Source organism: Paenibacillus sp. FSL L8-0470 (assembly GCF_038008625.1).
In the GTDB taxonomy this organism is placed as follows: Bacteria; Bacillota; Bacilli; order Paenibacillales; family Paenibacillaceae; genus Paenibacillus_AQ.
Window position 1 is genome coordinate 7,150,192 of record NZ_JBBOZM010000001.1, and the last position, 24,400, is coordinate 7,174,591.

The 24,400-nt window shown below is 47.6% G+C and carries 24 protein-coding genes; 11 read left to right on the forward strand and 13 right to left on the reverse strand.

What is annotated here, in order from left to right:
- Positions 1–58: 58 nt before the first annotated feature.
- Entirely contained in the window at positions 59–922 is an 864-nt protein-coding gene (locus NST99_RS32585) for a type II CAAX endopeptidase family protein (protein WP_341097254.1), read from the forward strand.
- Between the two features lie 135 nt (positions 923–1,057).
- Here NST99_RS32585 and NST99_RS32590 read toward each other — a convergent pair whose 3' ends face one another.
- Positions 1,058–2,185 (reverse strand): nucleotidyltransferase domain-containing protein, encoded by a 1,128-nt coding sequence (locus NST99_RS32590; protein ID WP_341097255.1) that lies wholly within the window; start codon positions 2,183–2,185, stop codon positions 1,058–1,060.
- Between the two features lie 220 nt (positions 2,186–2,405).
- Positions 2,406–3,275, reverse strand: coding sequence for an SMI1/KNR4 family protein (locus NST99_RS32595; protein ID WP_341097257.1), 870 nt, complete (start codon positions 3,273–3,275; stop codon positions 2,406–2,408).
- Positions 3,276–3,452: 177 nt separating this feature from the next.
- On the opposite strand from NST99_RS32595, the gene NST99_RS32600 reads away from it, so the two are divergent.
- Positions 3,453–4,352 (forward strand): helix-turn-helix transcriptional regulator, encoded by a 900-nt coding sequence (locus NST99_RS32600; RefSeq protein ID WP_341097259.1) that lies wholly within the window; start codon positions 3,453–3,455, stop codon positions 4,350–4,352.
- Between the two features lie 35 nt (positions 4,353–4,387).
- Positions 4,388–4,945, forward strand: coding sequence for a DUF5823 family protein (locus tag NST99_RS32605; RefSeq protein ID WP_341097261.1), 558 nt, complete (start codon positions 4,388–4,390; stop codon positions 4,943–4,945).
- On the opposite strand, the gene NST99_RS32610 is transcribed toward NST99_RS32605, so the two are convergent.
- The gene (locus tag NST99_RS32610; protein ID WP_341097262.1) at positions 4,914–6,641 is read right to left on the reverse strand and encodes an ABC transporter ATP-binding protein; all 1,728 of its coding nucleotides are present in this window, start codon (positions 6,639–6,641) and stop codon (positions 4,914–4,916) included. The two genes, NST99_RS32605 and NST99_RS32610, sit on opposite strands and share 32 nt — an antisense overlap.
- Positions 6,642–7,060: 419 nt before the next feature.
- On the opposite strand from NST99_RS32610, the gene NST99_RS32615 reads away from it, so the two are divergent.
- Positions 7,061–7,858, forward strand: a complete 798-nt coding sequence (locus NST99_RS32615; protein WP_341097264.1) for an AIM24 family protein — start codon at positions 7,061–7,063, stop codon at positions 7,856–7,858.
- Between the two features lie 91 nt (positions 7,859–7,949).
- Here the strand turns inward: NST99_RS32615 and NST99_RS32620 are convergent, their stop codons facing one another.
- The 3 genes from NST99_RS32620 to NST99_RS32630 are packed head-to-tail and all read right to left on the reverse strand — an operon-like array spanning position 7,950 to position 10,212.
- A complete protein-coding gene (locus NST99_RS32620; protein WP_341097267.1) occupies positions 7,950–8,756 on the reverse strand; it encodes an anti-sigma factor in 807 nt (268 codons plus the stop codon).
- Entirely contained in the window at positions 8,749–9,327 is a 579-nt protein-coding gene (locus NST99_RS32625; RefSeq protein WP_341097268.1) for an RNA polymerase sigma factor, read from the reverse strand. The genes NST99_RS32620 and NST99_RS32625 overlap by 8 nt, the downstream gene beginning before the upstream one ends.
- Before the next feature lie 54 nt (positions 9,328–9,381).
- Positions 9,382–10,212, reverse strand: coding sequence for a sugar phosphate isomerase/epimerase family protein (locus NST99_RS32630; protein WP_341097270.1), 831 nt, complete (start codon positions 10,210–10,212; stop codon positions 9,382–9,384).
- A gap of 194 nt (positions 10,213–10,406) precedes the next feature.
- On the opposite strand from NST99_RS32630, the gene NST99_RS32635 reads away from it, so the two are divergent.
- Positions 10,407–10,622 carry a hypothetical protein gene (locus NST99_RS32635; protein ID WP_341097272.1) on the forward strand — a complete coding sequence of 72 codons (216 nt, stop codon included), beginning with the start codon at positions 10,407–10,409 and terminating at the stop codon, positions 10,620–10,622.
- A 52-nt stretch (positions 10,623–10,674) separates the two neighbouring features.
- Positions 10,675–11,349: an HAD family hydrolase gene (locus NST99_RS32640; RefSeq protein WP_341097275.1), complete on the forward strand. Its 675-nt coding sequence runs from the start codon at positions 10,675–10,677 to the stop codon at positions 11,347–11,349.
- 53 nt (positions 11,350–11,402) lie between these two features.
- On the opposite strand, the gene NST99_RS32645 is transcribed toward NST99_RS32640, so the two are convergent.
- The 3 genes from NST99_RS32645 to NST99_RS32655 form a co-directional block, all read right to left on the reverse strand.
- Complete coding sequence (locus NST99_RS32645) at positions 11,403–11,744, reverse strand: zinc ribbon domain-containing protein YjdM (protein WP_341097822.1); 342 nt, start codon at positions 11,742–11,744, stop codon at positions 11,403–11,405.
- A gap of 139 nt (positions 11,745–11,883) precedes the next feature.
- The gene (locus tag NST99_RS32650) at positions 11,884–13,113 is read right to left on the reverse strand and encodes a glycosyltransferase family 8 protein (protein WP_341097278.1); all 1,230 of its coding nucleotides are present in this window, start codon (positions 13,111–13,113) and stop codon (positions 11,884–11,886) included.
- Between the two features lie 120 nt (positions 13,114–13,233).
- Positions 13,234–14,277: a sugar phosphate nucleotidyltransferase gene (locus tag NST99_RS32655; protein ID WP_341097279.1), complete on the reverse strand. Its 1,044-nt coding sequence runs from the start codon at positions 14,275–14,277 to the stop codon at positions 13,234–13,236.
- A gap of 306 nt (positions 14,278–14,583) precedes the next feature.
- Here NST99_RS32655 and NST99_RS32660 point away from each other — a divergent pair, with 306 nt between their 5' ends.
- Positions 14,584–15,123, forward strand: coding sequence for a MerR family transcriptional regulator (locus NST99_RS32660; RefSeq protein WP_341097282.1), 540 nt, complete (start codon positions 14,584–14,586; stop codon positions 15,121–15,123).
- 160 nt (positions 15,124–15,283) lie between these two features.
- Here the strand turns inward: NST99_RS32660 and NST99_RS32665 are convergent, their stop codons facing one another.
- Both NST99_RS32665 and NST99_RS32670 read right to left on the reverse strand, forming a co-directional pair.
- Complete coding sequence (locus tag NST99_RS32665) at positions 15,284–15,568, reverse strand: alpha/beta-type small acid-soluble spore protein (protein ID WP_341097283.1); 285 nt, start codon at positions 15,566–15,568, stop codon at positions 15,284–15,286.
- Between the two features lie 53 nt (positions 15,569–15,621).
- Entirely contained in the window at positions 15,622–16,323 is a 702-nt protein-coding gene (locus tag NST99_RS32670; RefSeq protein WP_341097284.1) for an ArsR/SmtB family transcription factor, read from the reverse strand.
- Between the two features lie 99 nt (positions 16,324–16,422).
- On the opposite strand from NST99_RS32670, the gene NST99_RS32675 reads away from it, so the two are divergent.
- The gene (locus NST99_RS32675) at positions 16,423–17,043 is read left to right on the forward strand and encodes a flavin reductase family protein (protein ID WP_341097285.1); all 621 of its coding nucleotides are present in this window, start codon (positions 16,423–16,425) and stop codon (positions 17,041–17,043) included.
- A gap of 79 nt (positions 17,044–17,122) precedes the next feature.
- Here NST99_RS32675 and hprK read toward each other — a convergent pair whose 3' ends face one another.
- Complete coding sequence (gene hprK / locus NST99_RS32680) at positions 17,123–18,040, reverse strand: HPr(Ser) kinase/phosphatase (RefSeq protein WP_341097287.1); 918 nt, start codon at positions 18,038–18,040, stop codon at positions 17,123–17,125.
- Positions 18,041–18,238: 198 nt separating this feature from the next.
- On the opposite strand from hprK, the gene NST99_RS32685 reads away from it, so the two are divergent.
- Entirely contained in the window at positions 18,239–19,906 is a 1,668-nt protein-coding gene (locus NST99_RS32685; protein WP_341097290.1) for a histidine kinase N-terminal 7TM domain-containing diguanylate cyclase, read from the forward strand.
- 64 nt (positions 19,907–19,970) lie between these two features.
- Here the strand turns inward: NST99_RS32685 and NST99_RS32690 are convergent, their stop codons facing one another.
- Positions 19,971–21,473, reverse strand: a complete 1,503-nt coding sequence (locus tag NST99_RS32690; RefSeq protein ID WP_341097292.1) for a malate:quinone oxidoreductase — start codon at positions 21,471–21,473, stop codon at positions 19,971–19,973.
- A gap of 308 nt (positions 21,474–21,781) precedes the next feature.
- On the opposite strand from NST99_RS32690, the gene NST99_RS32695 reads away from it, so the two are divergent.
- Positions 21,782–22,159, forward strand: a complete 378-nt coding sequence (locus NST99_RS32695; RefSeq protein WP_038598023.1) for a BlaI/MecI/CopY family transcriptional regulator — start codon at positions 21,782–21,784, stop codon at positions 22,157–22,159.
- On the forward strand, positions 22,156–24,393 hold the full coding sequence (locus NST99_RS32700) for a M56 family metallopeptidase (RefSeq protein WP_341097294.1): 2,238 nt from the start codon (positions 22,156–22,158) through the stop codon (positions 24,391–24,393). The genes NST99_RS32695 and NST99_RS32700 overlap by 4 nt, the downstream gene beginning before the upstream one ends.
- Positions 24,394–24,400: the final 7 nt, after the last annotated feature.

Genomic DNA, 24,400 nt, shown 5'->3' on the forward strand with positions numbered 1-24,400 from the left:
GGAGGGATTGCTATACTATTCCATGGATATACATACATTGGAAAAAGAGGGGTTAATCATGAAAATTAAACTGGCCAGCACACCTGCCTCCGCTACGGGCGGACAGGAAGAACGAATGCGATTTGCCCGTCGGGGACTTCTCGTTTTTTTCACCCTGCTCATTCCCATCTCTGTCATCGGCTATATTTTGGGTATGAAAAACCCCGCTTTTATACTGCTCCTGATGTGGGCGCCGGGCCTTGCCTCAATCTTCGCCCGTTTGATCCTGCGCGAAGGGATCGCTGATATCTCCTTAAGAGTGGGTGGACGCCGATCGTTAAAGAAACTACCTTTTGTACTTCTGTTTCCTGTCTTTATTGGCTTCGTAGCCTACGGTATTGCCTGGATCACTGGACTCGTGCAATATGTTACGCCTGAAACCTATATTAAGGCTCCCCCTGCTGTAGTCTTCACGGCACTTCTGCTGGTGCAGATGGTCGCCGGTACCGCAATGGGGCTGATCGGCAGCCTCGGCGAGGAATTGGGCTGGCGGGGTTATATGCTGACACGGCTGATTGATGCGCATGTTCCTTACCCGATATTGACGAGCGGGATCATCTGGGGACTATGGCATCTTCCCTTAATAATTGCTGGACTCTATTATTCCGGCCCCTATCTCGCTCTCTCCATCGTATTGTTTATGGTTACAGTAACCTCATTCGGATATATCATTGGACGTCTCCGCCTCACTACCGGCAGCGTCTGGCCTGCTATCTTCCTGCATGCTTCTTGGAATGCTGTGATCCAAAATGTCTTTGATACCTTTTCTGAAGGGGATCAAGTGCTGTTATGGACGGGTGAGTCCGGCGTATTCGTGGCCCTTGCCCTGCTGGTAGCGGCATTGATCCTTTCACGCATACCGATGAATGTAAAAAGACTGTGAAGGTTTAAATGCGGATGCGGATTAAATCCCATAATTACCATATTTTCTATATATAGCGAAATTGATTATGATTTCAAAAAGACACAAAAAGCACCCATCCCTTTAAGGGTGAGTGCTTTGCTCCCGCAGAATAAATTATGCTGTTGCGTATTTTCCCTTTAGAAATGCTTGAAATTCTTCAATATCCGCGAAGCGGTTGATCTCCACTCCCTTGGAGCGGAAAAGCCCTTCCAAATCAGCATTTAACCGTTCCACAGCGGTTTGTAACGGCGATAGGTCATCCGGGTTCAGCAATCCAGCCAGCTCCGGGAATCCCAACCGCCGGTATACGTCCTCATAAGCCGAATGAAGCATCAAATCGCTGGGCCAGATTCCCGTCTCGGCAAGAAATAAAAAGCTGGCGATCTCCTCCTGTGCCTGTATGGCGGAAAAGAATGCCGTATCATAATCATTCCTTTCGCAAGCGGTAATGATTTTGTCCAGAACGCCCTTCACCTCTTCATAACAACCCTTCATGCGGTCGGGGTAAGAAGGTGCGTCATAGCCCATTTCCTGCTCCGCTGACAGAATAGCAAATATACCCGCTACCAGTTCCTCACAAGCTTCTACAATCTCGCTTGTTACGCTGCTGCGCATAATGGTTTCCATCAGCGGCTCCAGGCGGGGCGGTTGTAACGGAAGACTGAGAACTTGCTCCCGGTTTTTGCCGAAGCCGCTTTTATAATATGTTCCATTCAGCAACGCCAGGCTTTGCAGCCCCCTCGTTAATACGCCGTACGCTTCTGTTCTGTAATAAGCTATATTCCCGGATGCACCGGCGCGGCAAAGGTTATACAGGTGTGTGTATACATTGCAGAACTCGGCTTCTGCTTTTCCGACCCTGTTGCTTCTGTTTTCGGGGGATTGCATGCTGGAAATAGGTTCACGCAGCTTCATGAGTCTTTCACGGTCTTCCTCTGAGCGTACGTACAGCAGCTTGCAGTCAGCGATAATCGAAGTTTTGAATTCCTCAAATGAGGCCATGCTTGCCGCACGTTCCCAACTGATTGGCCAAAAGTCGAAACTGATGTCATCAATAATAAACTGAATGCTTGCCCCGTAACCTTTAGGCGTAGCCGGAATGAAAAAGAAGTCCAGGTCCGAGCGTTTAGTAGCCGTCCCTTGAGCATATGACCCGTAATAAGCAACCAGCGCGATATCTTCGGAATAAACTTTTTCAATATGATTTACAAGCGTCTTGGCAACATCAAACACATTCAACATTGTATTTCCTCCCGTTATGTAAGCCTTGCCCCGTCATCATAGCAAAGTTTAATCCCCCCGTTTAGGCAGAGTTCAGCTATAATTTTTGTCTACTGTGCAGAAGAACCGGCTATGTCCTTTCTTATCAGTTGCAAAAAGGCCCTCCTAATGGGGGCCTTTGCATTCCAACTATTCAGCATGACGTCATTACACTGAACTGCACGATTCTATCCGCGGCAACTCAGTTCTCCGCACTCACCAGTCCGCGAATAAAGGCCTCAAAGTTATTGGCCAGCTTCGTGATCTTGTAATTATTGTCCTTGTCCACATGAACAACCTCCGGTTCGCCGTCATTGCCGGATGAGCGGTAATCCAGCATTACCACTTCATGCTCTGCAGCAGGGGTGTCGCATATGACTACGCCAATCTCAGGGTATCCGCCTTCTTCAATTCTAACCCGGCTGCCCGCAGCTCCGCACAGTGATTGACTCTTATCCCGTCCAATGCCCAGAAAACCGGAAATTTCGAGAGACTCTTGTCCTAAAGGAATACGCGTGCTGTGTGGAATCCCCCCGTTATGTAATTTCATCATGGAAGTGTAGAACGCAGGCAGTTTGAAGACCAGCTCTTCCTCCACGGAAGCAATCAGCTCATCCGAAGGCGGCGCTGATACGTAGGTATCGAGCGCATACTCGCTGTCATCCCAAAAGTTCGAGAAATCGAATTTTTGTACAGGCTTCTTGACAGTGGACTTCTTCTTAGCGGCTTTACGGCGGCTGAGTGCCAGAAACTCCAGGGTATCTTCATCCTCAGGGTCCAGCTTGTCAGCGATTTCAAACTCTCTGATGGCTTCATCATATTGCTTCAGATAGTAATGGCAGAAGCCCACGCGGAAATGCCACAGCGGATCCTCTTCACCCTCTTCGGCGATTTCCTCAAAAAGCTCCAGTGCCTCTTCATAACGTCCGAGATTATTCAGCGCTCTGCCCAAGTGGCTATTCAGCACATAGTCCCGTTCCTCCGGATCAATCTCCTCAATCGCATCGACGATCTCCTGAATCTCGTCTTCTTCATGCCACAATTCCAGTTGTTCCAACAGATTTTCACTCATTATTTATGCCTCCCAGTTCGATAACTACTACTTATAGGAATTATACCATTTCCAGCCTGATTCCAGCCAACCAAGGACGAAGTGGACTTTATACTGCACCGGAAGACGCACAAGATGATGTTTAAATCACAGCAAGATTTATCAAAATCGGTTCAGATGTATGTTATATAGTATTACTTGCCGGAAGGGGTGAACATACTGTACTACCATTTGATCCATACGAGCATTGAGTATATTGAACAGCATCTCGAAGAGAAGCTCAGCCTGGAACGGATTGCACAGGAAGCGGGGTTCTCCAAGTATCACTTCCACCGTATTTTTCGTAAATATGTCGGCAAAAGTGTCTATGAGCATATCCGCAGCCGCAGGCTGAGCTGTGCGGCAAATCTCCTGCTGTATTCGGAGGAGCGCATTCTTGATATTGCGTTGCAATATGGCTTTGAGAGCCAGGAGGCCTTTACCAGAGCTTTTAAGGAAATTTATGCTTTACCGCCTGCCCAATACAGAGCGCAGATGAAACTGCTGATTCAAGAAAGAGAGGTCTACACAATGTCAGAAATTAAAGGCTGGAAAGTTACCGGAACGACTCCGGAGAAGTATAACGTGACGCTGGATACCCGAATCCACTATAAGACCACCCCCTCTGTCTGTCTACAGTCTACGGCCGGAGAAACATTCGAGTTCAATGATTTCGGTACAGTGATGCAGCAATTCCAGGCCCAGCCGTATACGGGAAAGCGGATGCGGTTTGCCGGCTTTGTCAGTACGGAGAATGTCACCGACTGGTGCGGTTTATGGATGCGGATTGATGATAAGCTGCAGAACCTGTTAGCCTTCGACAACATGCAGCACAGAAGCATTCGGGGGACCACGGAATGGAACCATTACGCTTGTGTGCTGGATGTACCTCCCGAAGCCGTATGTATCAATATCGGAATCCTGTTGACAGGCCCCGGGAAGGTATGGCTGGGAGATTGTGAATTTGAAGAAGTAGGCAAGGATATCCCGGTAACGGATGGCCTGGTGGATGCAGAAGTCTTTCCGCCGGAACCGCAAAACCTGAAATTTGACCAATAGTTCTTATACCACATAGGTTTGGGGAGGCCGTAATTTTGTTTTCCATCATCGGAGAAGTATTAAAGACAGGTATTAAACTTCTGACAGAACTGTTTTCAGGGGAATTACCCGGATATTTCTATACATGCTGCATCGGACTTACCCTGTATATCCTCATTTATTCCTATTGGGAGAAACAGGCGCAGGCCACTGCAGGAAGCTATTCAAAAAATGTTCTTATAGAAACAGCTTCCCATCTGATCGCCTGGATCGTGGCCATGCTTATCGCAAAGTTTTTTGCAGGTATTATCGACCAAGGGGTTGCTCCGATGGAGGACCGCACCTACTATACTGCCGGCATGCTCATGGTGATCGCGTATGATCTGTCCGTAGTTTTGTCACTGATTACCCAGAAATTGAACATAAAAAGAGAGGCCGGGGAAATAAGCTCCTTTCTCTTCGGTCTGGGTCTGGCTTATGTCATCTTCCTGCTGGCCGGGGAGTATTGGTTTGCGGAGTTGACGATGTCGCAGCCCTATCTGATCACCTTATCCATTGTCACCGCCATTTTTGCTGCACTGTTCAAGATCTCGCAAAGGGAAGAGTTTGGTTAGATACCCTGCCATTATTCCACAAGGCCCTGAAAGGAGCGCAATGTTCCATTAAGGACTCGAAATCTCCTTCGCCCGCAAGACAGCCGTTCTCCATCACAAGAATCTTGTCGACCTCTTTAATAAAATTCAGCCTATGGGCTATAATGATCACCGTTTTGTGCTGAAATTCGCGGAAGACCGTTTCCATGATGCTTTTCTCCGTAATATTATCGAGGGCTGATACCGGTTCATCCAGAATGACAATATTTCGCTTCTGCAAAATAGCCCGGGCAAAGGCCAAACGCTGTCTTTCGCCTCCCGATAATTTGAGGCCTTTCTCCCCTACCAGGGTATCCAGCTGCTCCGGCAGCTGCAGCACCTTCTCTTTCAAATGAACCTTGTCCAGCACAGCATACAGCTCTTCATCCGGAAGGCTCTGCTCGAACACCATATTCCCCCGGATGGAATCGTCAAAAATCGGACTGTCCTGAGAGAGATAGGAGATATGTTCGTAATAGCTGTTCAGGCAAATCTGATCCAACTCCACGCCGTCGAGCAGCAGCTGGCCTCCGCTCTTTTTTAACAGTCCGGCCATTAATTTGATGATCGTCGATTTCCCGCTTCCGCTCAGTCCCACCAGAGCAACCGACGTTCCGGGCGCAATCGAAAAGGATAATTGACGCAGAACCGGAACCTCTCCATATTTAAAAGACACATCTCTGAATTCAAAAGCACCCCGCAGCTCTGTAACTGCTGTTCCGGCTTCCAGATTCCGGTCCTCCGGCGCATTGATGAACTGCTCAAACCGCTGGTAGGTTACTTTATTCAGCCGATAATTCACGAACAGCACATTGAAAATGGCAATCGGCGTATATATTTTATCAATAAACATAAACAATGCGACCATCACCCCAAGAGAGGCCTGACCTGACACCACGTTTCTCACCCCGTAGATCAGCACAATCACTTTGATGACAGTAATAAACAGTTCGAAGATTGCAAAAAAGGACTCATGAATCATTTGCAGCTGAGCACTTTTATGAATGATATTTCTTGCGGTATCACTTATTTTGCGGATCTCCTGCTCATACTTTCTGTTCGTCCGGAAGACGACCAGCTCCATAAATCCACGAATGGAATATCTGGACATGGCTTCTTGCTCTTGAAGTATGGTTGACTTGATCCGGTACAAAACTTTGAGCAATACGTTTGTGATCAGGAAGATCACAACATAGCCGGCAGCAATCACCAGCATGATCCGCATATCGTAGAAGCTGATGAAGATCAGGCTGAAGATTATCGTGGGCAGCAGCTCATGCAGGGTTTTGAGGAAAAAGGAGTAAATAATGCTGTTGCCGGCCGCTGCGCCGTTCTCAATCACTTTGATCATTTGGCCTGTACCCATCTCCTGATAGGCCAGATAATCGATTTTGGATATTTTGGACAGCGCCAGGATCTTCAATCGCTCCGTGATGCTGTTCGACAGATGGGCGCTTGGATATTCATCCACATAGTTAAGGACGACCACCAGGCCCAGCAGTACCCCATAGCTCACAATAAAACCCGATATTTCTCCTAAAGATGTTCCTTCCACAGCCCTATCCAGGATCTTCTGAAAGACCACAATCCCCAGACTGCTTAAGAATTGAATGGCAAAACCTAAACTGATATACAGCACAATCCACCCTTTCAGATGGACAAGACATTTTCTCAACATCACAGATATCCCCAATCTTTCAAATGAAGTATATAAAAAAGCCGGGACTTCCTCCGCCGTTCAACTCCAGAGAACCCCCACAATTCAAAAATGTGTGTCCCAAAGTTAAACCGCTTAGTGTCCCGGCTCCGTAAAATGACCGCCCGACACCATTCCGAATGCTAGTAATAGTCGATCAAAGAGACAGACTGCCCCCTTGATAGCTGGTACGCGTGTTACCCAGCCCGATTACTAGTTCCTCGGAACGATACGGAAAGACATCCATTCACCTCATTTGTCAGATTCTCCATATTATATATTTCGTATTGTTATTATTCAAGAGTGAAAAGCAAGGATACTGCCCTTTCTTGTCGAATACTTATGCCTTGAAGGCAACTGCGTATTGTCACAATATCTGCGAGGGTGGAGGAGTGTATCTTATGGCTTACACGATTAATAATCTGAAAGATAACAGCAATGTAGTGATTAAGGAGCAGCTTGGCGGATTTACGGTCATCGAATATAAGGAGGATCTGAGCAGCACCACACTGCTGGAAGCCCAAAACAACTTCTTCATGAGCAAAAGCAATATGCGCAACAAGCAGCTTATGATTGAACTGAGCAACAGCGAGGTTATGCTGGGCGCAGGGGCGATGCAATATATGATTGGCAATATTGAAATGACCTCCGGGGTTAAGGGTGTTGGAGGGCTCATGAGAAACATCGTCTCCAGTGCGGTGACCGGCACCACGGCAATCAAACCGCTTTACAAAGGTACGGGAACGATTCTGCTGGAGACCACCTATAAATATTTGTGGCTGATTGACGTCGACAACGACCATATCGTCATTGACGATGGCATGTTCCTGGCTTGCGAGTCGACACTGGACGTTGCTGTCACTGCGCGTAAGAATGCATCCTCTGCCGTACTGGGAGGAGAAGGACTGTTTAATCTAAGTGCCAAAGGAAAAGGCATTCTGGCACTGGAAGCCCCCATTCCTTCCGAAGAAGCCGTCGTCATCGAATTGCAGAATGATGTACTGAAGGTGGATGGAAACTTTGCGTTAATGTGGTCCAATTCCCTGGACTTCACCGTTGAGAAATCCGGCAAAACCCGGATGGGCTCTGCGGCCTCCGGTGAGGGACTGGTCAATGTATACCGGGGCACGGGTATGGTGTGGCTGGCACCGCTGATTCAGTACAAAAACAGTCTGTTCCAAGCGAATCCCACATCTTAATCCGTAAACTAACTTATATTTGGAACAAGGGCCATCCGCTTGGATGGCCCTTTGTCTTCTTCGGTATCGGGGAATTTAATTCCCTGCCCTGTTACCCTTTTTTTATCGGTGCGGTAAGGACCATCTGCCCCCGTGGTGCTTCTCCACTGGCATCTGGCTCAAGGCTGATCGCCACTGTATCGTATTCCTGCGGTTTGAATGAATAATAGAGCGCGCCATTCCCCGCGCGTGATACAAAGGTTCCTGCATTCTGCGGGGCATCTCCCTTGATCAGCCATACCTGAAACACTTCCGTTCCTGTCAGCTCCGGCAGATTCTCCGCTTGAACGACAAGATGGGTGCCGCTGCTGTCAACGACGATCGTCGCCAAACCGCTGGCCACAATATCCTTGGCCGCCGGACTCAGTGCGACCGACTCATGAACCTTAAGCTCCTGTGCCGGCTTCGTGCCGCCGGCAATCTGCTGCTGGAGCTGGTCCACATCCTGACGCAGCTGTCCCGCATAAATCATCATAATCAGCACCGCTGCGGCAAGACCCAGGCTTACGTACCGCCAGAATGGGATTTTTTTGGCGGGCGCAGCCGGGGGCACTGTCTTCACTTCCCGTTCTACAGGAAGTGCCTGGACCGGCTCCTCTTCTATTGAACGTTTGACCTGTGCCGGAGCATCCGTTACCAGTACCCGGGACATTATCCGTGACTTCATTCCCGAGGGCAGCTGAACAGGCTCTGAGGCAAGAGGAAGCAGGTCCATCACGCTGCGATATTCCTTCACCCGCTTGCTACAATCTGTGCACTCCATTAAATGAGCCTCGAATTTCTGCATTTCATCTTCAGGCAAAGCTTCCAGAACATACAATTCAACCAGTTCACATCTATCGTTCGCCTCTTCAGTCATGAACATGCTCCCTCCTTCCCCAATGGCTCAATCGCTTCTGGAGCTGTTTCATTGCCAATCTTACCCTGCTCTTGACCGTGCCCGGCGGAATGGATGCAAGGTCTGCTGCCTCCTGCTGGGTTAAGCCCTGATAATAGATCATATCCAGAGCCTGCTGCTGATCCCTGCTCAGCTCTCTCAGTGCTGCCCTTACCTGCTCCCCGGCCATCAGCAGCTCGGCCGTTTCCTCGGTCATCGTCGCCTGATCCTGGATCAGCTCCAGACTCTCTGATCCGGGTTGCTGCGGAACCCTTGTGCTCCGCTTGCGAAGATGGGCTATGGCAATATTGCGGGTCACCGTGAACATCCAGGTGGTGAGCTTCCCCTTGGCCGCATCAAAGTGCTCCGCATTCTTCCAAATACGCAGGAACAGCTCCTGCATCACTTCCTCGGCCGCCATCGAGTCCTTTACTATCCGGTAGGCAAAGCTATAGATTACTTGTTCATATCGGTCGTAAAGCCTTTCGAGGGCATCCGGGTCTTTTTGCATTATGCGCTCAATCAATTGCCCATCGTCAGCTGTATCAAACAATTCCAGTCCTCCTTTTACAAAGTAAAATGGCCATTCTTATGTGTGTTTAAGTTTTTAGACCGGCTGCTTAGCCCAGCCGGAACGAAGCCACTCCGCCGATTGTTCCATGTAGCCCAACTGGTCCACAGCATCAAAATGCTCAATAGCCAGCGTATCATCGTAACCGCTCGCCTTCAGCCGGGTCAGAATCTCTTCAATCGGGATGAAGCCATACCCGGCGGGCGATGGGAACAGCCGCGCTCCACTCATGGCCAGCTTCGGCATGCCGCCATTCTGTTCATCCACTGAGCGGTCTTTGCAGTGGACATGGACGACTCTATGCTTAAGCTTCTCAAAGGCTTCCAGTTCATCCTCACCACGGTAAACGAAATTCCCTGTATCAAAAGTGATGTGCAGCTTAGGCGCATGCTCCAGGAACCAGAGCAGTTCCTCCGAGCCGGAGAACGGCGCGCGAAGGTCATCGAAGTCCTCCATCGTCACAAGAATGCGTTTACGTTCAGCATAATCACAAATCGCTTTCAAAGCCCCGGCCATATTATGCAGCGCCTTATTGCGCTCCTCGGCACTTGCAGATTCATCAATGAATCCGGGGATCATGAGCACTTTCCCCGCTCCCAAATATTCCGCCGTGTCGATAAATTCAAACCCTGGATTGGTATCGGGGTCATTCCCAAAATCAAAAAAGCCATACATCGACGCGACCGAAATACCCGCTTGTTCCAGCCGTTTCTTCATGACCTCTTTGCCGCAGCCTAAGGCCTCTTCAAGATCCAGCTCTACCGCACTGATGCCAAACTCCTGTGCTTTATCCAGTACTTCCTCCAATGTCAGCCCGGTTTGCTCGCTTGCCCTTACAATATGATTGTAAAACACAGATAGGTGCACAAGAAACCTCCTTTCATGTCATTCGGCTAGAAGCTGGCACTATTATATCACTTTAGATCACCCTAAATCACATGGGTCGAGGAACAGGATGAAGCGGTTCACACCCCACCCAAAATATTGAATAATGATTTAAATTATGTTAATATGCGAACATAAGTTCCTATCAAATAGCTCAACTAGAGGGGCAATTCACTATGGAAAACAAAGATGATGCTGAAATGATCACAGACCGCCAGATCCTGGAATTAATGCAGGCTGTCAGGCAAAAGGACCCGGAAGCGATGCTGGAGCTTATTCAGCTCTATAAGGAAGATATAGTAAATATAAGCAAGTTCATTCACATGCCCAAAGAAGATGCTGTTTCTGAAATCATCCTTGAATTTCTGGAGTATATCCAAAGGAGCGATTGATTCTGATATAATGTATTTTATTTCCTATACTAATTTATGGGGTGCTCTTTATATGTCAATTCAAGCCGTATTATTTGATTTTGATGGGACGCTTGCCGATACTTTGCCGGTATCCTTCAGTGCCTTTAAAGCCGTATTTAAGCAATACGATAATCGAGAGGTTACGAATGACGAACTGGTTGCCATGTTTGGCCCGACAGAGGAAGACATCATTGGCGGCAACTTCAAAGATAAAGCCTCCGTTCTGCAAGGTATTCAAGATTATTACTCGTTATATGAGCAGGGGCATTTTGAAGAAGATTTCCAACCCGACCAGGGAATTATGGATCTGCTTCATTTATTGAAGGGACAAGGTGTGAAGCTTGCTGTAATCACGGGGAAAAGCAGACGCGCGTTTGAGATATCAACCGGGGCTTTGAACATGACGGACTTTTTTGATATCACGATTACAGGGGATGACGTGGATAGACCCAAGCCAGACCCCGAAGGTATACATAAAGCATTGAACATACTGGGCCTTGATCCGGCAGATGCTGTATTCGTAGGTGACAGCAATGCAGACATCCTCGCAGGCAAGGCTGCCGGACTGCGTACTTACGGTGTCCGCTGGTTATCCACTTACCAGAGCCTGGTCTACGATGTTTCGCCGGATGGAATTTTCAGCAATGTAGCGGAATTCCGCGAACTTCTTGCTAAAGAGATCTCATTCAAAAAAATTAAGGGTTGAAAGATGCACAAAAGCGGCCAGCGAATGTTATCGCTAAAGCCGCTTTTGTCTTTTTATACCTTTTTCACAAACTCTGATTTTAATTTCATGGCCCCAAACCCGTCAATTTTGCAGTCAATATCATGATCTCCGTCAATCAGACGAATATTTTTTACTTTTGTGCCTATTTTCACGACCAAAGACGTTCCTTTAACTTTCAGGTCTTTAATCACTGTTATCGTGTCGCCATCGTTCAGGACATTTCCATTGGAGTCTTTAACAATCTTTTGATCTTCGCTGTCCCCGGCCTCTGCTTCCAGACTCCATTCATGGGCACATTCCGGGCATACGAGCAAGCTGCCATCCTCATAAGTGTATTCCGAATTACATTTTGGACATTTTGGTAAATTCGACATAGTATTGTTGTTCCCCATTTGCTGTTTTTCTACTATAGTCCCATAATCCTCACCTATTGGCAATCCTTAAAGAAACCACTCCTGAGCGGAGTGGTTTCTTTAGATACCGGAACACTGGACAGATCCTTGGCATAGGTCCTTATGAGGTACGTTTTAACGCATGTTTTCTTCTTACCACATGAATTCTCTTTTTTCTGGCCAAACGTTGCCTTCTCATTGCCAATTTGCGTACTTTTCTCTTCTTTGCACGATGTCCTTTAATCAGCCTTACCCGCTTGAGAGAGCGGAATTTGAGACGGATCAATCTTTTTCTTCTCAGTCTTAATTTTAACCGCAACACTCTGCGGCGTTTCAGTCTGTGCCGCTTTACGGGAGGCTTCACCGGAACTGGTGGGGCCACCTCAGGGACCAGTGGCGGTGGTGGTGGTGGTGGTGGTGGTGGCGGTGGCGGTGGCGGTGGCGGCGGAAGCAGTATTTCTGCAGGCTGATGCACCTCTTCCACATGCTGTATCTCTTCTACATGATGGATTTCCTGAGCGGGTAGCTCAGGGGCGATGTAGACCGGCTCCGGTTCATAAACTGGCTCTGGTGTGAATTCTTTAGACCAGGGAGTCATGGAAAGGAACCTATTGTACAGCGGTGATGCAGGAGACTCCGGCTCCCACCATTTGGTGTCTCCGGCGAAATGAACAATTTTATTATTTAAATCCAGTTCATCATGGGCGAATGTATTAAACCGCAGATCCATCTGCAAAAAGTTGGAGCTGTATATGGCATTCAGAACATCCTGATCAGGCATGGTCATCGTTGGATAATAGCGCAAGAAATGAAGCATTTCTCCATACCAGTTCGGATGCTTACGAATATTATCCAGTTGGAACAGAATGACTCCCGAGTTGAAATACACCTCCGCATTTAATCCAAGTGAAATAAAATACTCCAGCATATTTTCGCCCTGATCCAATACTGCGCCCAAATAGCGTTCTCCCAGATCGATGCTCCACAATTCGTTAATATCCATATTGACCAAAATGTCGCAGTCCAGATAAATAACCCTGTCAACCTGAAGAATTAGCGGAAACAACAAACGGTACATACTGGCTATCGTCCAATAGTCTATTTTTTGCACACCGGACGCAACCTCTTTCAAGTCCTCAGGAACAGTAACATGATAAAAATAAATGTTGTGATAGAATGTTTCCACCAGTTGGGTAAGCTTCCACTTGTTTTCTCCGCTTAAGGTATCATCGTGCACAATGTGCACATTGATCGGTTGCTGGGTATTGGAAAAGATTGATGCAAGTACAACACCCGCATGTTCGGTATAGCTCCCGTCTTTGTCATTGATCGTCAAAACCAGCTCAATCATTCTCAAGGATCACCTGCCCTTAAAAGTATACTCCTGCACATTTGTCTGATGCATTAGACTACTTTAAGTGTATGTTTATCCCTGTGTCTGGATTGGACTAATCCCCAGTACGTATCTAAATTATTTTGAATCGCCGTTCTGCGGGTCAGAATGGAGTCTTGTGACTGTTGAACGATCACCCAGAATATGACGGGCCGGCTGCTCGTGAATTTCCTGTTCGGCCAGATGAACATGTGATCCAAACACACTTCCCGCCGCATGGACATGGGACAACCGCACCTCATCCGTCAAAATACTATTGGTTATAATGCAATCTTCGACGACACAATTCGGCCCAATATACACATGGGGTCCAATCACACTGTTCATTACGAGGGCGGTTGGATCAACAATGACGGGAGGAATCCACTGAACCTTACTGTCCTGATCAGAGCGGTCTGCAAAGTTCTTTGGATCATGATCCATCTTGTAGCGATTCGCCTCAAGCCAGCGTTCATGGGTACCGATATCAAAAAATGGCGCCTCCGTCACACTGTACGCCACATGTCCGCCTTGTGAGATGAGCATTTGAATGGCATCAGTCAACTCATATTCTCCGCGGGGAGAAGGCGTAAGTCTCTCAATGACCGGCCAGATGGCCGCAGTTAAAGCATATACGCCGACAATAGCCAAGTTAGATTTCGGAGATTTCGGCTTCTCCTCCAGACTGACAATTTGCTGTTCCTCAATCACGGCAACACCAAATTGACTGGGGTCCTCGACCCGCTGAAGCAATATCGAAGCCTTAAAATGATCCGCGTCCAGTGAGCCAATCAAGGGCTCTATGTCACCTTCATATAAATTATCGCCAAGCATTAATACAAAAGGAGAATCCGCCATAAAAGACTTTGCACTTTTGACCGCATCCGCCAGACCCTTAGCTTCATCTTGCAGCAGAAAGGTTAAAGAGGCGTTCCACCGCTCCCCGTCCCCGATCGTTTCCCGGATCTCCCCTTGTGTAGCGTTCACTACGATTCCAATATCGGTAATACCGGCAGCAACAAGCTTCTTAATGATGGAGACAAGAATATACTCCCCGTTAACAGGCAACATGCATTTGGGTTTGGTATAAGTCGAAGGCCGAAGTCTTGTTCCCTTACCGGCGCATAAGATTAATCCTTTCATAACCATCCTCCTTACTCTTAAAATCTGCAATCTTTGAAACTCAGTGAAATGGAGTCTCTTTATATTTTATGCACAAACTGTGAAGGGGCTTGGGTATATAATAAGCAGCAATAACCTATTAATCTATTATCTGGTTTGACTGCACGAAATGGCCTTTTTTGTAGAACAGTATCCTTCAGCTAACCGTATGTTTGCTCGTAATAGCACTTTGTTTAGCGAATAGACACCTCCTTTGTCACCCTTGCAGGGAGTCGCTTAAAGACAACGAATTGGTTATAGCAAACACCCCGAAGCGGAGGAATCGAAATGGAAATGTTAAAAACAAAGGAAGCTGCAGAACTGCTGTCCGTTAGCCAGACGACAATCAAACGTTGGGCCGCCATGTTCCCTAATTTCTTTCCAAAGGACCGATTTGGGCACTACATCTTCACCGGGCAGGAAATCGGCCTGCTACAATCTATTAAAGAGCGAATCGAGCATGGGGAGACCTTGGATAGTATTGATCTGGGGGGCAACAAACAACCTGAGCCGGCAGAGCCGCTGCAAGATATGCGCCCCCTGCGCACACCGGATAAGCCTATGGAAGAGCTGTTATCCCGCATCGTTCATATTGAACACTCCCTTGACCAGAAAGCCGACGAAGTGGTCTCGGTTCAACTGCTCCGGCAGCGTGAAGAACTCGAGGACCTGCGCCAGATGATCCAGCAATTGGCTGTATCCATAGAAACAATTCAGAAACCAAACAGCAAAACATCGTCCTCTGAAGAAATACGCCCTATTGCCACTGCCAAGCTTCAGGCTCCACCCAAAAAGCGCGGCCTTTTGCGCACTTTATTCTCACTGTAAGGTACATGCAGCCTGAGTCCTGATGAATACAGCACTCGGGCTGCTGCTTGTCAACGCAAAAAACCGTCCCCAGAGGGACGGAGTTAGCTATATTAAGAATGATGTAGTTGATCCGGCAGAAGCACGCAAGCCTGTATAGCTGCTGCTGCAGCTTCATGGCTTAGGGTTGGTCTTTGTTCGCAAGCTGCTCCTGGGCAAGACGGACCATTTCCCGGACCATCGCACCGCCGATTTTCCCGCCAATATGTCCGGCTGATTCCGTAGTCAGACCGCCATTGTTGCCTGGCTGCAGAGGAATACCCAGCTCCTTGGCCACTTCGTATTTTACGTTGTCCGGGTGGCTGGGATCAACGGCATAACCTTCGCTCTTCATCACATCTGCTTTGAACGTCTGCATCCCCTGTGCAGCCCCGGGCACGGCATATCTTCTATTTCTTCTGGCCATCCTCATGCACTCCCTTGATGTCTTTTCCCTAACATACCCTGAAGGCTTGAGAGTTATCCCTGTTCATCCTCAACATCCAATGAAAAAACTTCCTTGAAGCCCCTTTTGCCCTCAGAAGTAATCTTTATGGCTCGTGTGTTAGGCAGACGCTGCACCCAATTCACCTCTAACAGCTTCTCCAGAAGAGCACTCCCTAATGCTCCGGCAAGGTGGTGCCGTCTTTCACTCCAATCCAGACATTTGTGTGAAAATGAGCGGCGTTTTTTCTTAACCTGTTCAACGTCTATTTGAAAGCTTGCAAAAAAATCCTCCCCGTCTTCAGTTACAGCAAACCCTTCCTTATCTTCACGCAGAATACCTGCTCTAAGGAGGGCATTGGTTAATTGAACTCCTATACTCCCGGCGAGATGATCATAACAAGTTCTTGCGTAACGCAGTGCTTTATCCTCTGAAGCTTGTCTTAAAGACTTAATTGGGACGGGTGGAGCGAGTGATAACAAGGATTCCATCACCTGGGCTACCTCCTGATTACGAATCCCATAGTACCGGTGTCTCCCTTGTTTCTCAACGGCAACTACGTTAGCATTGACCATTTTTGCTAAATGGAAACTTGCTGTTTGAGGCTGGATGCCTGCCATATAGGCTAACTCACTTGCTGCATGAAACCTTCCATCCAGTAAAACAGTTAATATTGCTGCACGGGAAGTTTCGCTCACCAGAGAAGCAATCACAGCTACATTCGAATTTGCTTTCATTTTCGCCCTCCATTTTTGCATTCCACATTTCGATGATGATTGAACTATTTATATTATACAATTAGGGAGGATGTATACAAAATAGGAGGAGAACGACTAATGAACAATACGAACCAGATGCCACAGACAGAATTGATTAAACCTAAAATTCTCTATTATGGAACTCCGGTCATATTGCTAAATACATTAAATGAAGATGGAACAGTAAATATTAGTCCTATTTCTTCATCATGGGCATTGGGAGATTGTATTGTACTAGGGGTTGGACTGGAGGGGAAAGCGCTTGAAAATTTAGAGCTGCTTCCTGAGTGTGTAATTAATATTCCGGGCCCTTCCCTTTGGGAGAATGTAGAACAATTAGCGCCTTATACCGGCAAAAACCCCGTTCCAGAGCATAAGCAGAAATATGGATTTTCCTATCAAAAAGACAAATATGCTATAAGTGGATTGACTCCTGCCCAGTCTATAGCGGTACAACCTGCACGAATTATGGAATGCCCGCTACAAATTGAAGCCCGCGTAAAAAACATTCGGATTCCTGAGCATTCTCCGGACTTTGCTATTATTGAGACCCAAGCTGTGCATGTACATGCGCATAAAGAAATTATCCTTGAAGGAGATCATATCGATCCGCAAAAATGGAGTCCGTTAATCTATAATTTCCGTCATTATTTCGGCCTGGGTCATCCGCTCGGTAAAACCTTTCGGTCAGAAACATAAAACCCGGACATTCCATAAAAAAGAAGACAGACTGCCTAGGGTTCCTTCGCAGTCTGTCTTTCTACCCTATTCCCTACGCTCACGGCTGCATCCCATCTTCGATCCGCTTCATGAAATCTTCAACGGCGCTGTAACCGAGCTGCTTCAGGTACCAATTGTTGGCGGCTGCCTCGATCAGACCGGCGACATCACGACCCGGCTGAAGCTGGACCTCGATATGCGGAATTTGGACGCCAAGATATTCGGTGAACTTAGGTACCAGCTCCAGCTCATTATTCAGAGAATTCTCCCGCCATGGGGACAGCTCAATGTCGAGTACGATTCGTGTCTCGTCCTGAAAAGCCCTGCGCCCGTATTGGCGTACGACATTAATCAGCCCGATGCTCCGCAGCGCCAGGAACTCGCGTGTTGTCTCATTATGCGTCCCGAGCAGCGTAGCCGGCCCCAGCTTCTTAAGCACCACTATATCGTCCGCCACGAACCGGTGGCCTCTTCTAATAAGCGTGTGTGCGGTTTCGCTTTTGCCGATCCCGGACTTGCCCCTGAGCAGTATGCCTATGCCCGATACGTTGACGCATACGCCATGGATCGACAGCTCGGGCGCAAGTGTCTTCACCAGATAGCTGTCCAGCTTGGCGATGAACTCGGTTGTCGTCTCTGCTGTCCGCAGCAGGGGAATGCCCTCCTGGTCGCAGAACAGGGTCAGATAAGGGATCTCCTGCTGGCCTGTCGTCACAATGAAACACGGCGGATGATATTTGACGATATTCCCGATATGCAGCCTGCGTTCTTCTACGCTTAGCGTCAATAAATAATTAATTTCCTTGCGCCCGAGCACTTGCACCCGCTCCATGGGAAAGAAATCAAAATACCCCACAAACTCAAGCCCCGGTCTATGCGTCCGCGGACGGGTAATTAAACGGTCCATACGGCTGGAACCCGCAAGCACCTCCAAATGAAACTTTTCCGTAAGACTTTGAACGGTGATCGACTTCATATTGTTCTCCTCCTGCGGCTTATCTGGATACGCCTACTTATTCAATAGTGCGGTTTCGGATATATTCAACGGCCGAATGGTACTTTCCTGTATTAATCCCCTTAATATCTTGTAATCTTTCCATGCTGATTATATATTAAAATCAATATATAAGACTCTAGACCCACATTGATTCAAATTACTAATAATAGCAAGAGGGTGCACCAATTGGCTTTGGAGTCGTGGATTGATTTGATACTTTGCTTCATTTTATTTCTTTTGTTCGTATACATATTTACTTCAGTCACAATTACAAATCTGCATAAAGTATATTTGGCATTTCATTTTTCCATGATGATATGGCCTTACTGCCAGTTCGCCATCAGATCCGCCCGGGACCCCATTCACCAATTGTTTTATGTGAAGCTTGCCTTTGTGGATGCTTCTCTGCTGACTGCCGGCTGGATCTTCTTCACCATTCTTCTCTCAGGCCAATCGCAATTTCTCAAGCGGAAAATATTAATGCTCCTGTTCATCCCGGCTATCATCTCATCGCTCGGTGTGGTGCTGAATCCGAATGGCTGGTTTGTTCTCCCTGTAAACGGCGGATATGTAGAAAGAATCTATGGTCCTATTTTTTGGATCAATATTTCGATTCTCGTTATCCATGCCATCGTATCCTTATATATCATTTATGTAGCCCTGGTCTCCGGTCAGGCGCCCCGGATTAAAAACCAGGTCATGTACATGCTGAAAGGGATACTGGCGGTGACCGTATTTCTTATGCTCGATATCTTCCTGAATGTTGTACTAGATGATTATTTGCCCGTCATCCCGGGGTTCACCTCTTTGGGTATTGTGATCTCAGCTATTTTCTTTGTGATTACAATTCATCAGGATAAAGTGTTTGATATTGTGACCATCGCCCACCAGGATATTATAGATACGTTGGAGTATGGGATTCTAGTGCTTGATGATCATGAAAAGGTGGTGGAAATCAATCAGGCCCTGCACCCCCTCCTGCTAATGGAAGCCGGTGACCTGTTCGACATATCCGGCATCTTGCCCGGCAGCACCGTAGAGAACGCAAACTTCCTGCTTCGTTACCGGGAATGTCCCGATGAGGTGGCTGAGATTGAGTTCTGGAAGCCTGACATCCAGCTATACATCCACATTCATGCCGCGCCCATTATGGTTAATGCTGTCAGGGTGGGGCGGATCATCACGTTCCAGGATATGAGCGAACTTCGCCGGCTCATTGAGGAGACTAATCATCAGAACAGCATCCTCCAGGAAAGAAACGAATCTTTAATCAAGGTCCAGGAGGAGTTGTTTCAGACCAACCGCAAGCTTACGAAGATGGCGATCACCGACAGCTTGACAGGATGCTATAATCGTCACTATTTAACCCAACAGCTGGAGAGTGAAGTGACCAAGAACCGGGAATACCGGGCCCCGTCCACACTTATCCTGATAGATATTGATTTCTTCAAAGCGGTCAATGATCGTTACGGTCATTTGGCCGGAGATGCGGTGATTTGCGGTACGGTGGATATCCTGCAGCAAACGATTCGGCAGGATGACATCTTAGCCCGTTATGGCGGAGAGGAATTCATTATTTATTTACCGGATACGGATGAGTCACAGGCACTGCTCCTGGCCGAACAGCTCAAAGCGAACATAGAATTCAATAAGATGAGTATCGAGAATGTGGATCAGCCTGTGTCGGTCACCATTAGTATGGGTCTTCTAAGTATCAGTGATTTCACGGCCCGGCAGCCAAGGGACGCGGCTGCCTACTTAAGTGATTTGTTCAAATCGGTGGACGAAGCCTTATACGAAGCTAAAGATCAAGGCCGCAACCGGATTGTTTCCATTCGAGGATAAGGACTTATAGCCGGAGCGCTACAAAAAAGTTGAACCGTACGAAACGGTTCAACTCAAGGATGGTTTATGGGGTCGTTTGCGGTTCTTTTTCACTTAGACCAAGTGTCTGCGTTAGAGAAGCCAGAATCTCCTGGAGCAATTCCGGGTTGTCCTCCAGTGAAATGCCGTAAGAAGGAATCATTTCTTTTATTTTCGGCTCCCATTGCCTGATATGCTGCGGGAAGCATTTCTCAAGTACTTCCAGCATCACGTGAACGGCAGTAGAAGCACCTGGAGAAGCGCCCAACAGCGCAGCTACCGACCCATCGGCGGCACTCACTACTTCGGTACCAAATTGGAGCGTTCCTTTACCACCCTCCGTATCTTTGATCACCTGCACACGTTGGCCTGCTGCCACCATACTCCAGTCTGCACTTTTGGCGTTGGGAATAAACTCGCGTATTTCATCCATACGTTGTTCATTCGATAACATTAGCTGCTGGATCAGATATTTGGTCAAAGACATTTCTTTTACACCAGCCGCCAGCATGGTGAGGAGATTATTCGGTTTTACCGAACCGATCAAATCCAAATTCGAACCCGTTTTCAGGAACTTTGGCGAGAAGCCGGCAAACGGTCCGAACAGCAGTGCCTTTTTGTTGCCGATATAACGGGTATCCAGATGCGGGACAGACATTGGCGGAGCCCCAAGCTTGGCTTTACCGTATACTTTCGCATGATGCTGTGCGACGACTTCCGGATTGTGGCAGACCATAAATAATCCGCTTACCGGAAATCCGCCAATATGTTTGGACTCTGGAATGCCGGTTTTTTGCAGTAAGGATAAGCTGCCGCCTCCAGCCCCGATAAAGACGAATTTGGCGGTATGGTACTCAATTTTACCGTTATCCAGATTATGCACTTTAACTTTCCACATACCGTCGCTGGTCCGTTTAATATCCTTGATCCCATGCTTATAGTTGATTTCGACGTTTTGGCTTTTTAGATGATCAAACAACAGGCGCGTCAAGGCGCCAAAGTTGACATCTGTTCCCGAGTCGATCTTGGTTGCAGCTACCGGTTCATTCGATGTACGGCCTTCCATCATCAGCGGAATCCATTCCTTCAGCTTCGCAGGGTCATCGGAATACTCCATCCCCTGAAACAGAGGATTTTTTGATAGCGCTTTAAATCGCCTGTTCAAATAAGAGACGTCCTTTTCCCCTTGCACCCAACTCATGTGCGGAAGCGGCATAATGAAGTCCTGCGGATGACGAATCAGGTTGCGTTCCACCAGATAAGACCAGAACTGTCTGGAAAGCTGGAACTGTTCATTGATTTTTACAGCTTTACTGATATCTATGGATCCGTCGTACTTCTCGGAAGTATAGTTGAGCTCACACAGTGCCGCATGGCCCGTACCTGCATTGTTCCATTCGTTAGAGCTTTCTTCTCCCGCGCCTGCAAGCTTCTCAAACACTTTAATTTCCCATTCCGGTGCTAACTCTTTCAGCAAAGCTCCCAAAGTCGCACTCATGACTCCGGCACCAATTAAGATAATGTCTGTTTTTTTCTGTTCGCTGCTCATAAAAAACCTTCCTTATCTCTTTTATATTTGCAAAAAAGAGCCAGACCGACTGCTTAGGGGCTGTAAGAGGCAAGGCTCCACTCAGGAATACTATTAAAAACGTTATCGGCTGTTATCAGATAATTATATACAATTTGAAGCAAATAAAAAATCAAAAGTTTACACAATCCGTATGACATTTATATGCAGATGTTTGATATGGGAATACCGGATGATTCGCTTTCGGCTTGACTCGTTACGTTTACACTTGTAAACTATAACTATCGTTTACAGACGTAAACAAAAATTATTGAAAACAGGTGAAGACAATGCAGGAATCCCCACGCATTACCGAGGCCGAAAGCGAAGTGATGAAGCTCCTCTGGCAAAAAGAGCCTTTGTCCGCTAATGAGATTATTTCCAAGCTGACGCAGCAGATGCAGTGGTCGGATCAGACGATTAAAACCTTTCTGAACCGGCTGCATAAGAAAAAGGCGATTGCATTCGAGAAGTCCGGCCGGAACTATCTCTACTACCCGCTGGTTTCACACGATGAATACTTAAAAACTGAAAATCGTTCTTTCCTGGACAGGGTTTATAAAGGGGCCGTCGGTATGTTATGCGCGAAATTTCTCGAAGAAGAGAACCTCTCTGAGAAAGAAATTGAGGAGCTTCAACAACTTTTGGAGAAAAAGAAGAACTCATGAAGTCTATCGACACCCTGTTCCTCCTCTTCCTGGCCGCGTCCCTGGCTTCAACGGTCATCCTGCTATTGTTGCTCTTGGCCCGGAAGCTGTTCCTCAAGCGCCTTAGCCCTAGAATCCTGCATGCATTGTGGTTTATCGTTTTGATTAAGCTGCTGGTTCCCTTCGCTCCGCAAAGCCCTGTCAGCCTATTCAATCTAATACCGCAAGCGTTGCCTGTTGAATGGAGTCTGAATCAAAAGAATACCCTACCGATGCTTTCCTCCGAATCCGACTCCAGTACGAAGGTGACAGTAACGGATAGTGGAGAAAAAACCTTGCGTCCAGACACTGTCCCGATCCGTTCGGGAGAACAAAGCTCGTCTATTGCACAGCCGCCCCCTCAAGAGAACATCTATGAGAAAGTTTGCGATGGGCTGAGCGGGTTAGCAGTAAGCACGCTAGTTTGGCTTGGAGGACTCCTTTTTTTCGGTTCATACTCCCTGTTCTTCACGCTCAAATTCAGAAGCAGGGCCGGAACCTCCCGCAAGTCAGACAACCCGGAGGTGCTCTCCGTTCTCGCGGCGTGCCTAGAGAAATTAGGCATTCGCCAAACCATTCCCGTCTATGAAACGAGCAGCCTTCGCAGCCCATGTCTCTATGGCTTAATGAAGCCGAGAATTTATTTGCCCGAAGATATCGTCGTAATTGCCGATACAAGGCAGCTCACACATATTCTGCTGCATGAGCTGACCCACTATCAACGCAAAGACTTATGGTTCAATTCCCTGTGGACGTTAGCGGTCTGGCTCCATTGGTACAATCCGCTGGTTCGGCTGGCCATGAAAAAAATGAATGCCGATCGTGAGGTCGCCTGCGACGCAGGCGCGCTCGAGGTGCTGGGTGAAAAGGAAGCTGCGTCGTACGGTATGACACTTCTTATGCTGTCGCGCTTATTTTCCAGAACCTCTGCCCCGCGGGTCAATCTTTCGCATTTCTTTGAGCACCAGAATGAAACGAAACGGAGAGTGACGATGATCGCCAAGTTCAAAAAAGGTTCGTACAAGCTATCCGCCGCCGCTATTCTCTTGGTTCTTGCCTTGAGCATCGTCTTGCTCACCAATGGAGCACAAGATGCAAATGGCACCCAGCCGGATGTGAATACCCATGCAACAGACTCCCAGAAGCAAACTGTTTCTTCATTCAGGATCGTCAGACCGATGAACTCGTTCAAATGGTTTAACCGTCTAGACCGGGCGATCGTTTTTTCCAAATTCGACTTTAAAGTACCTGACTATCTGCCCGAAGGTTACCAGCTTGAGAATGTGGCATTGAATAAGCTATTCTCCAATCCGAACAAAGTTGACCTCATTGATACAGTAACCATTACTTATGTATCCCATTTCGGACAAGAAGACGAGAAGCAGTTCGAGATGCTCGCCTCCAAAGGCAAGGGTAATATGCTGGAGCACAATTTATTGTGGGGTGCTCCATACTCCCAAGAGGCTACAACCTCTCCTTCTTACCGGCAGGAGGCGGTTGCGATGGGTAATATCCAAGGCACTCTATTCACGGCAACACAAGTCAACGGGCGTAAGCCGGGGACGGGCATAAGCTACATCTGGCAAGACAAGGATATAGCATATGCGGTCAATTCCTACAGCCTGTTCACACAAGAGGAGCTATCGAAAGTCGTGCAATCCTTTGTTTCTCCGCAGCAGGTTCAGCATGTCCGCTACGATGGGGAGGGAAATTCTTTTCCTCTATACGACGAAAAAGATTTGCTCGAAGCGAAGAATATTCTCGGCTTTAACGTGAAGTTTCCGTTCGGTTTGCCCGACACCCAGCTTACGCTGGCCGACTCGGTATTGCTGAAAGCCGGAGACCAGAACACAGGGTTCTCGTTCAGACAGACCTCGGATGCCCTGTGGAATGACTATCGGGCACCTCACGATTCCAAAATCTATGATATGAATGATGTACTTTCGCTTTATCAGAGCAAAGCTCCACTGTTCAATACGTCCAAGCTCTCGTTCATTCGGAAGCTGGAGATTAACGGCATCGAAATTTCAGCTTATGCCGATAACGCACACGTATACTCTGAACCTTTTTACAACAGCTCAGACAAAACAAAGATAAAAACTCAAACTTATTACTTCTGGGAGCAGAACGGTCTGTACTATGCTGCCAACTTCCTGGGTATGGATAAAGACCAGGAACTAAACCTGAAGACTTTAGTTCTCGCCCCTGTTCAATAGGTCTGAG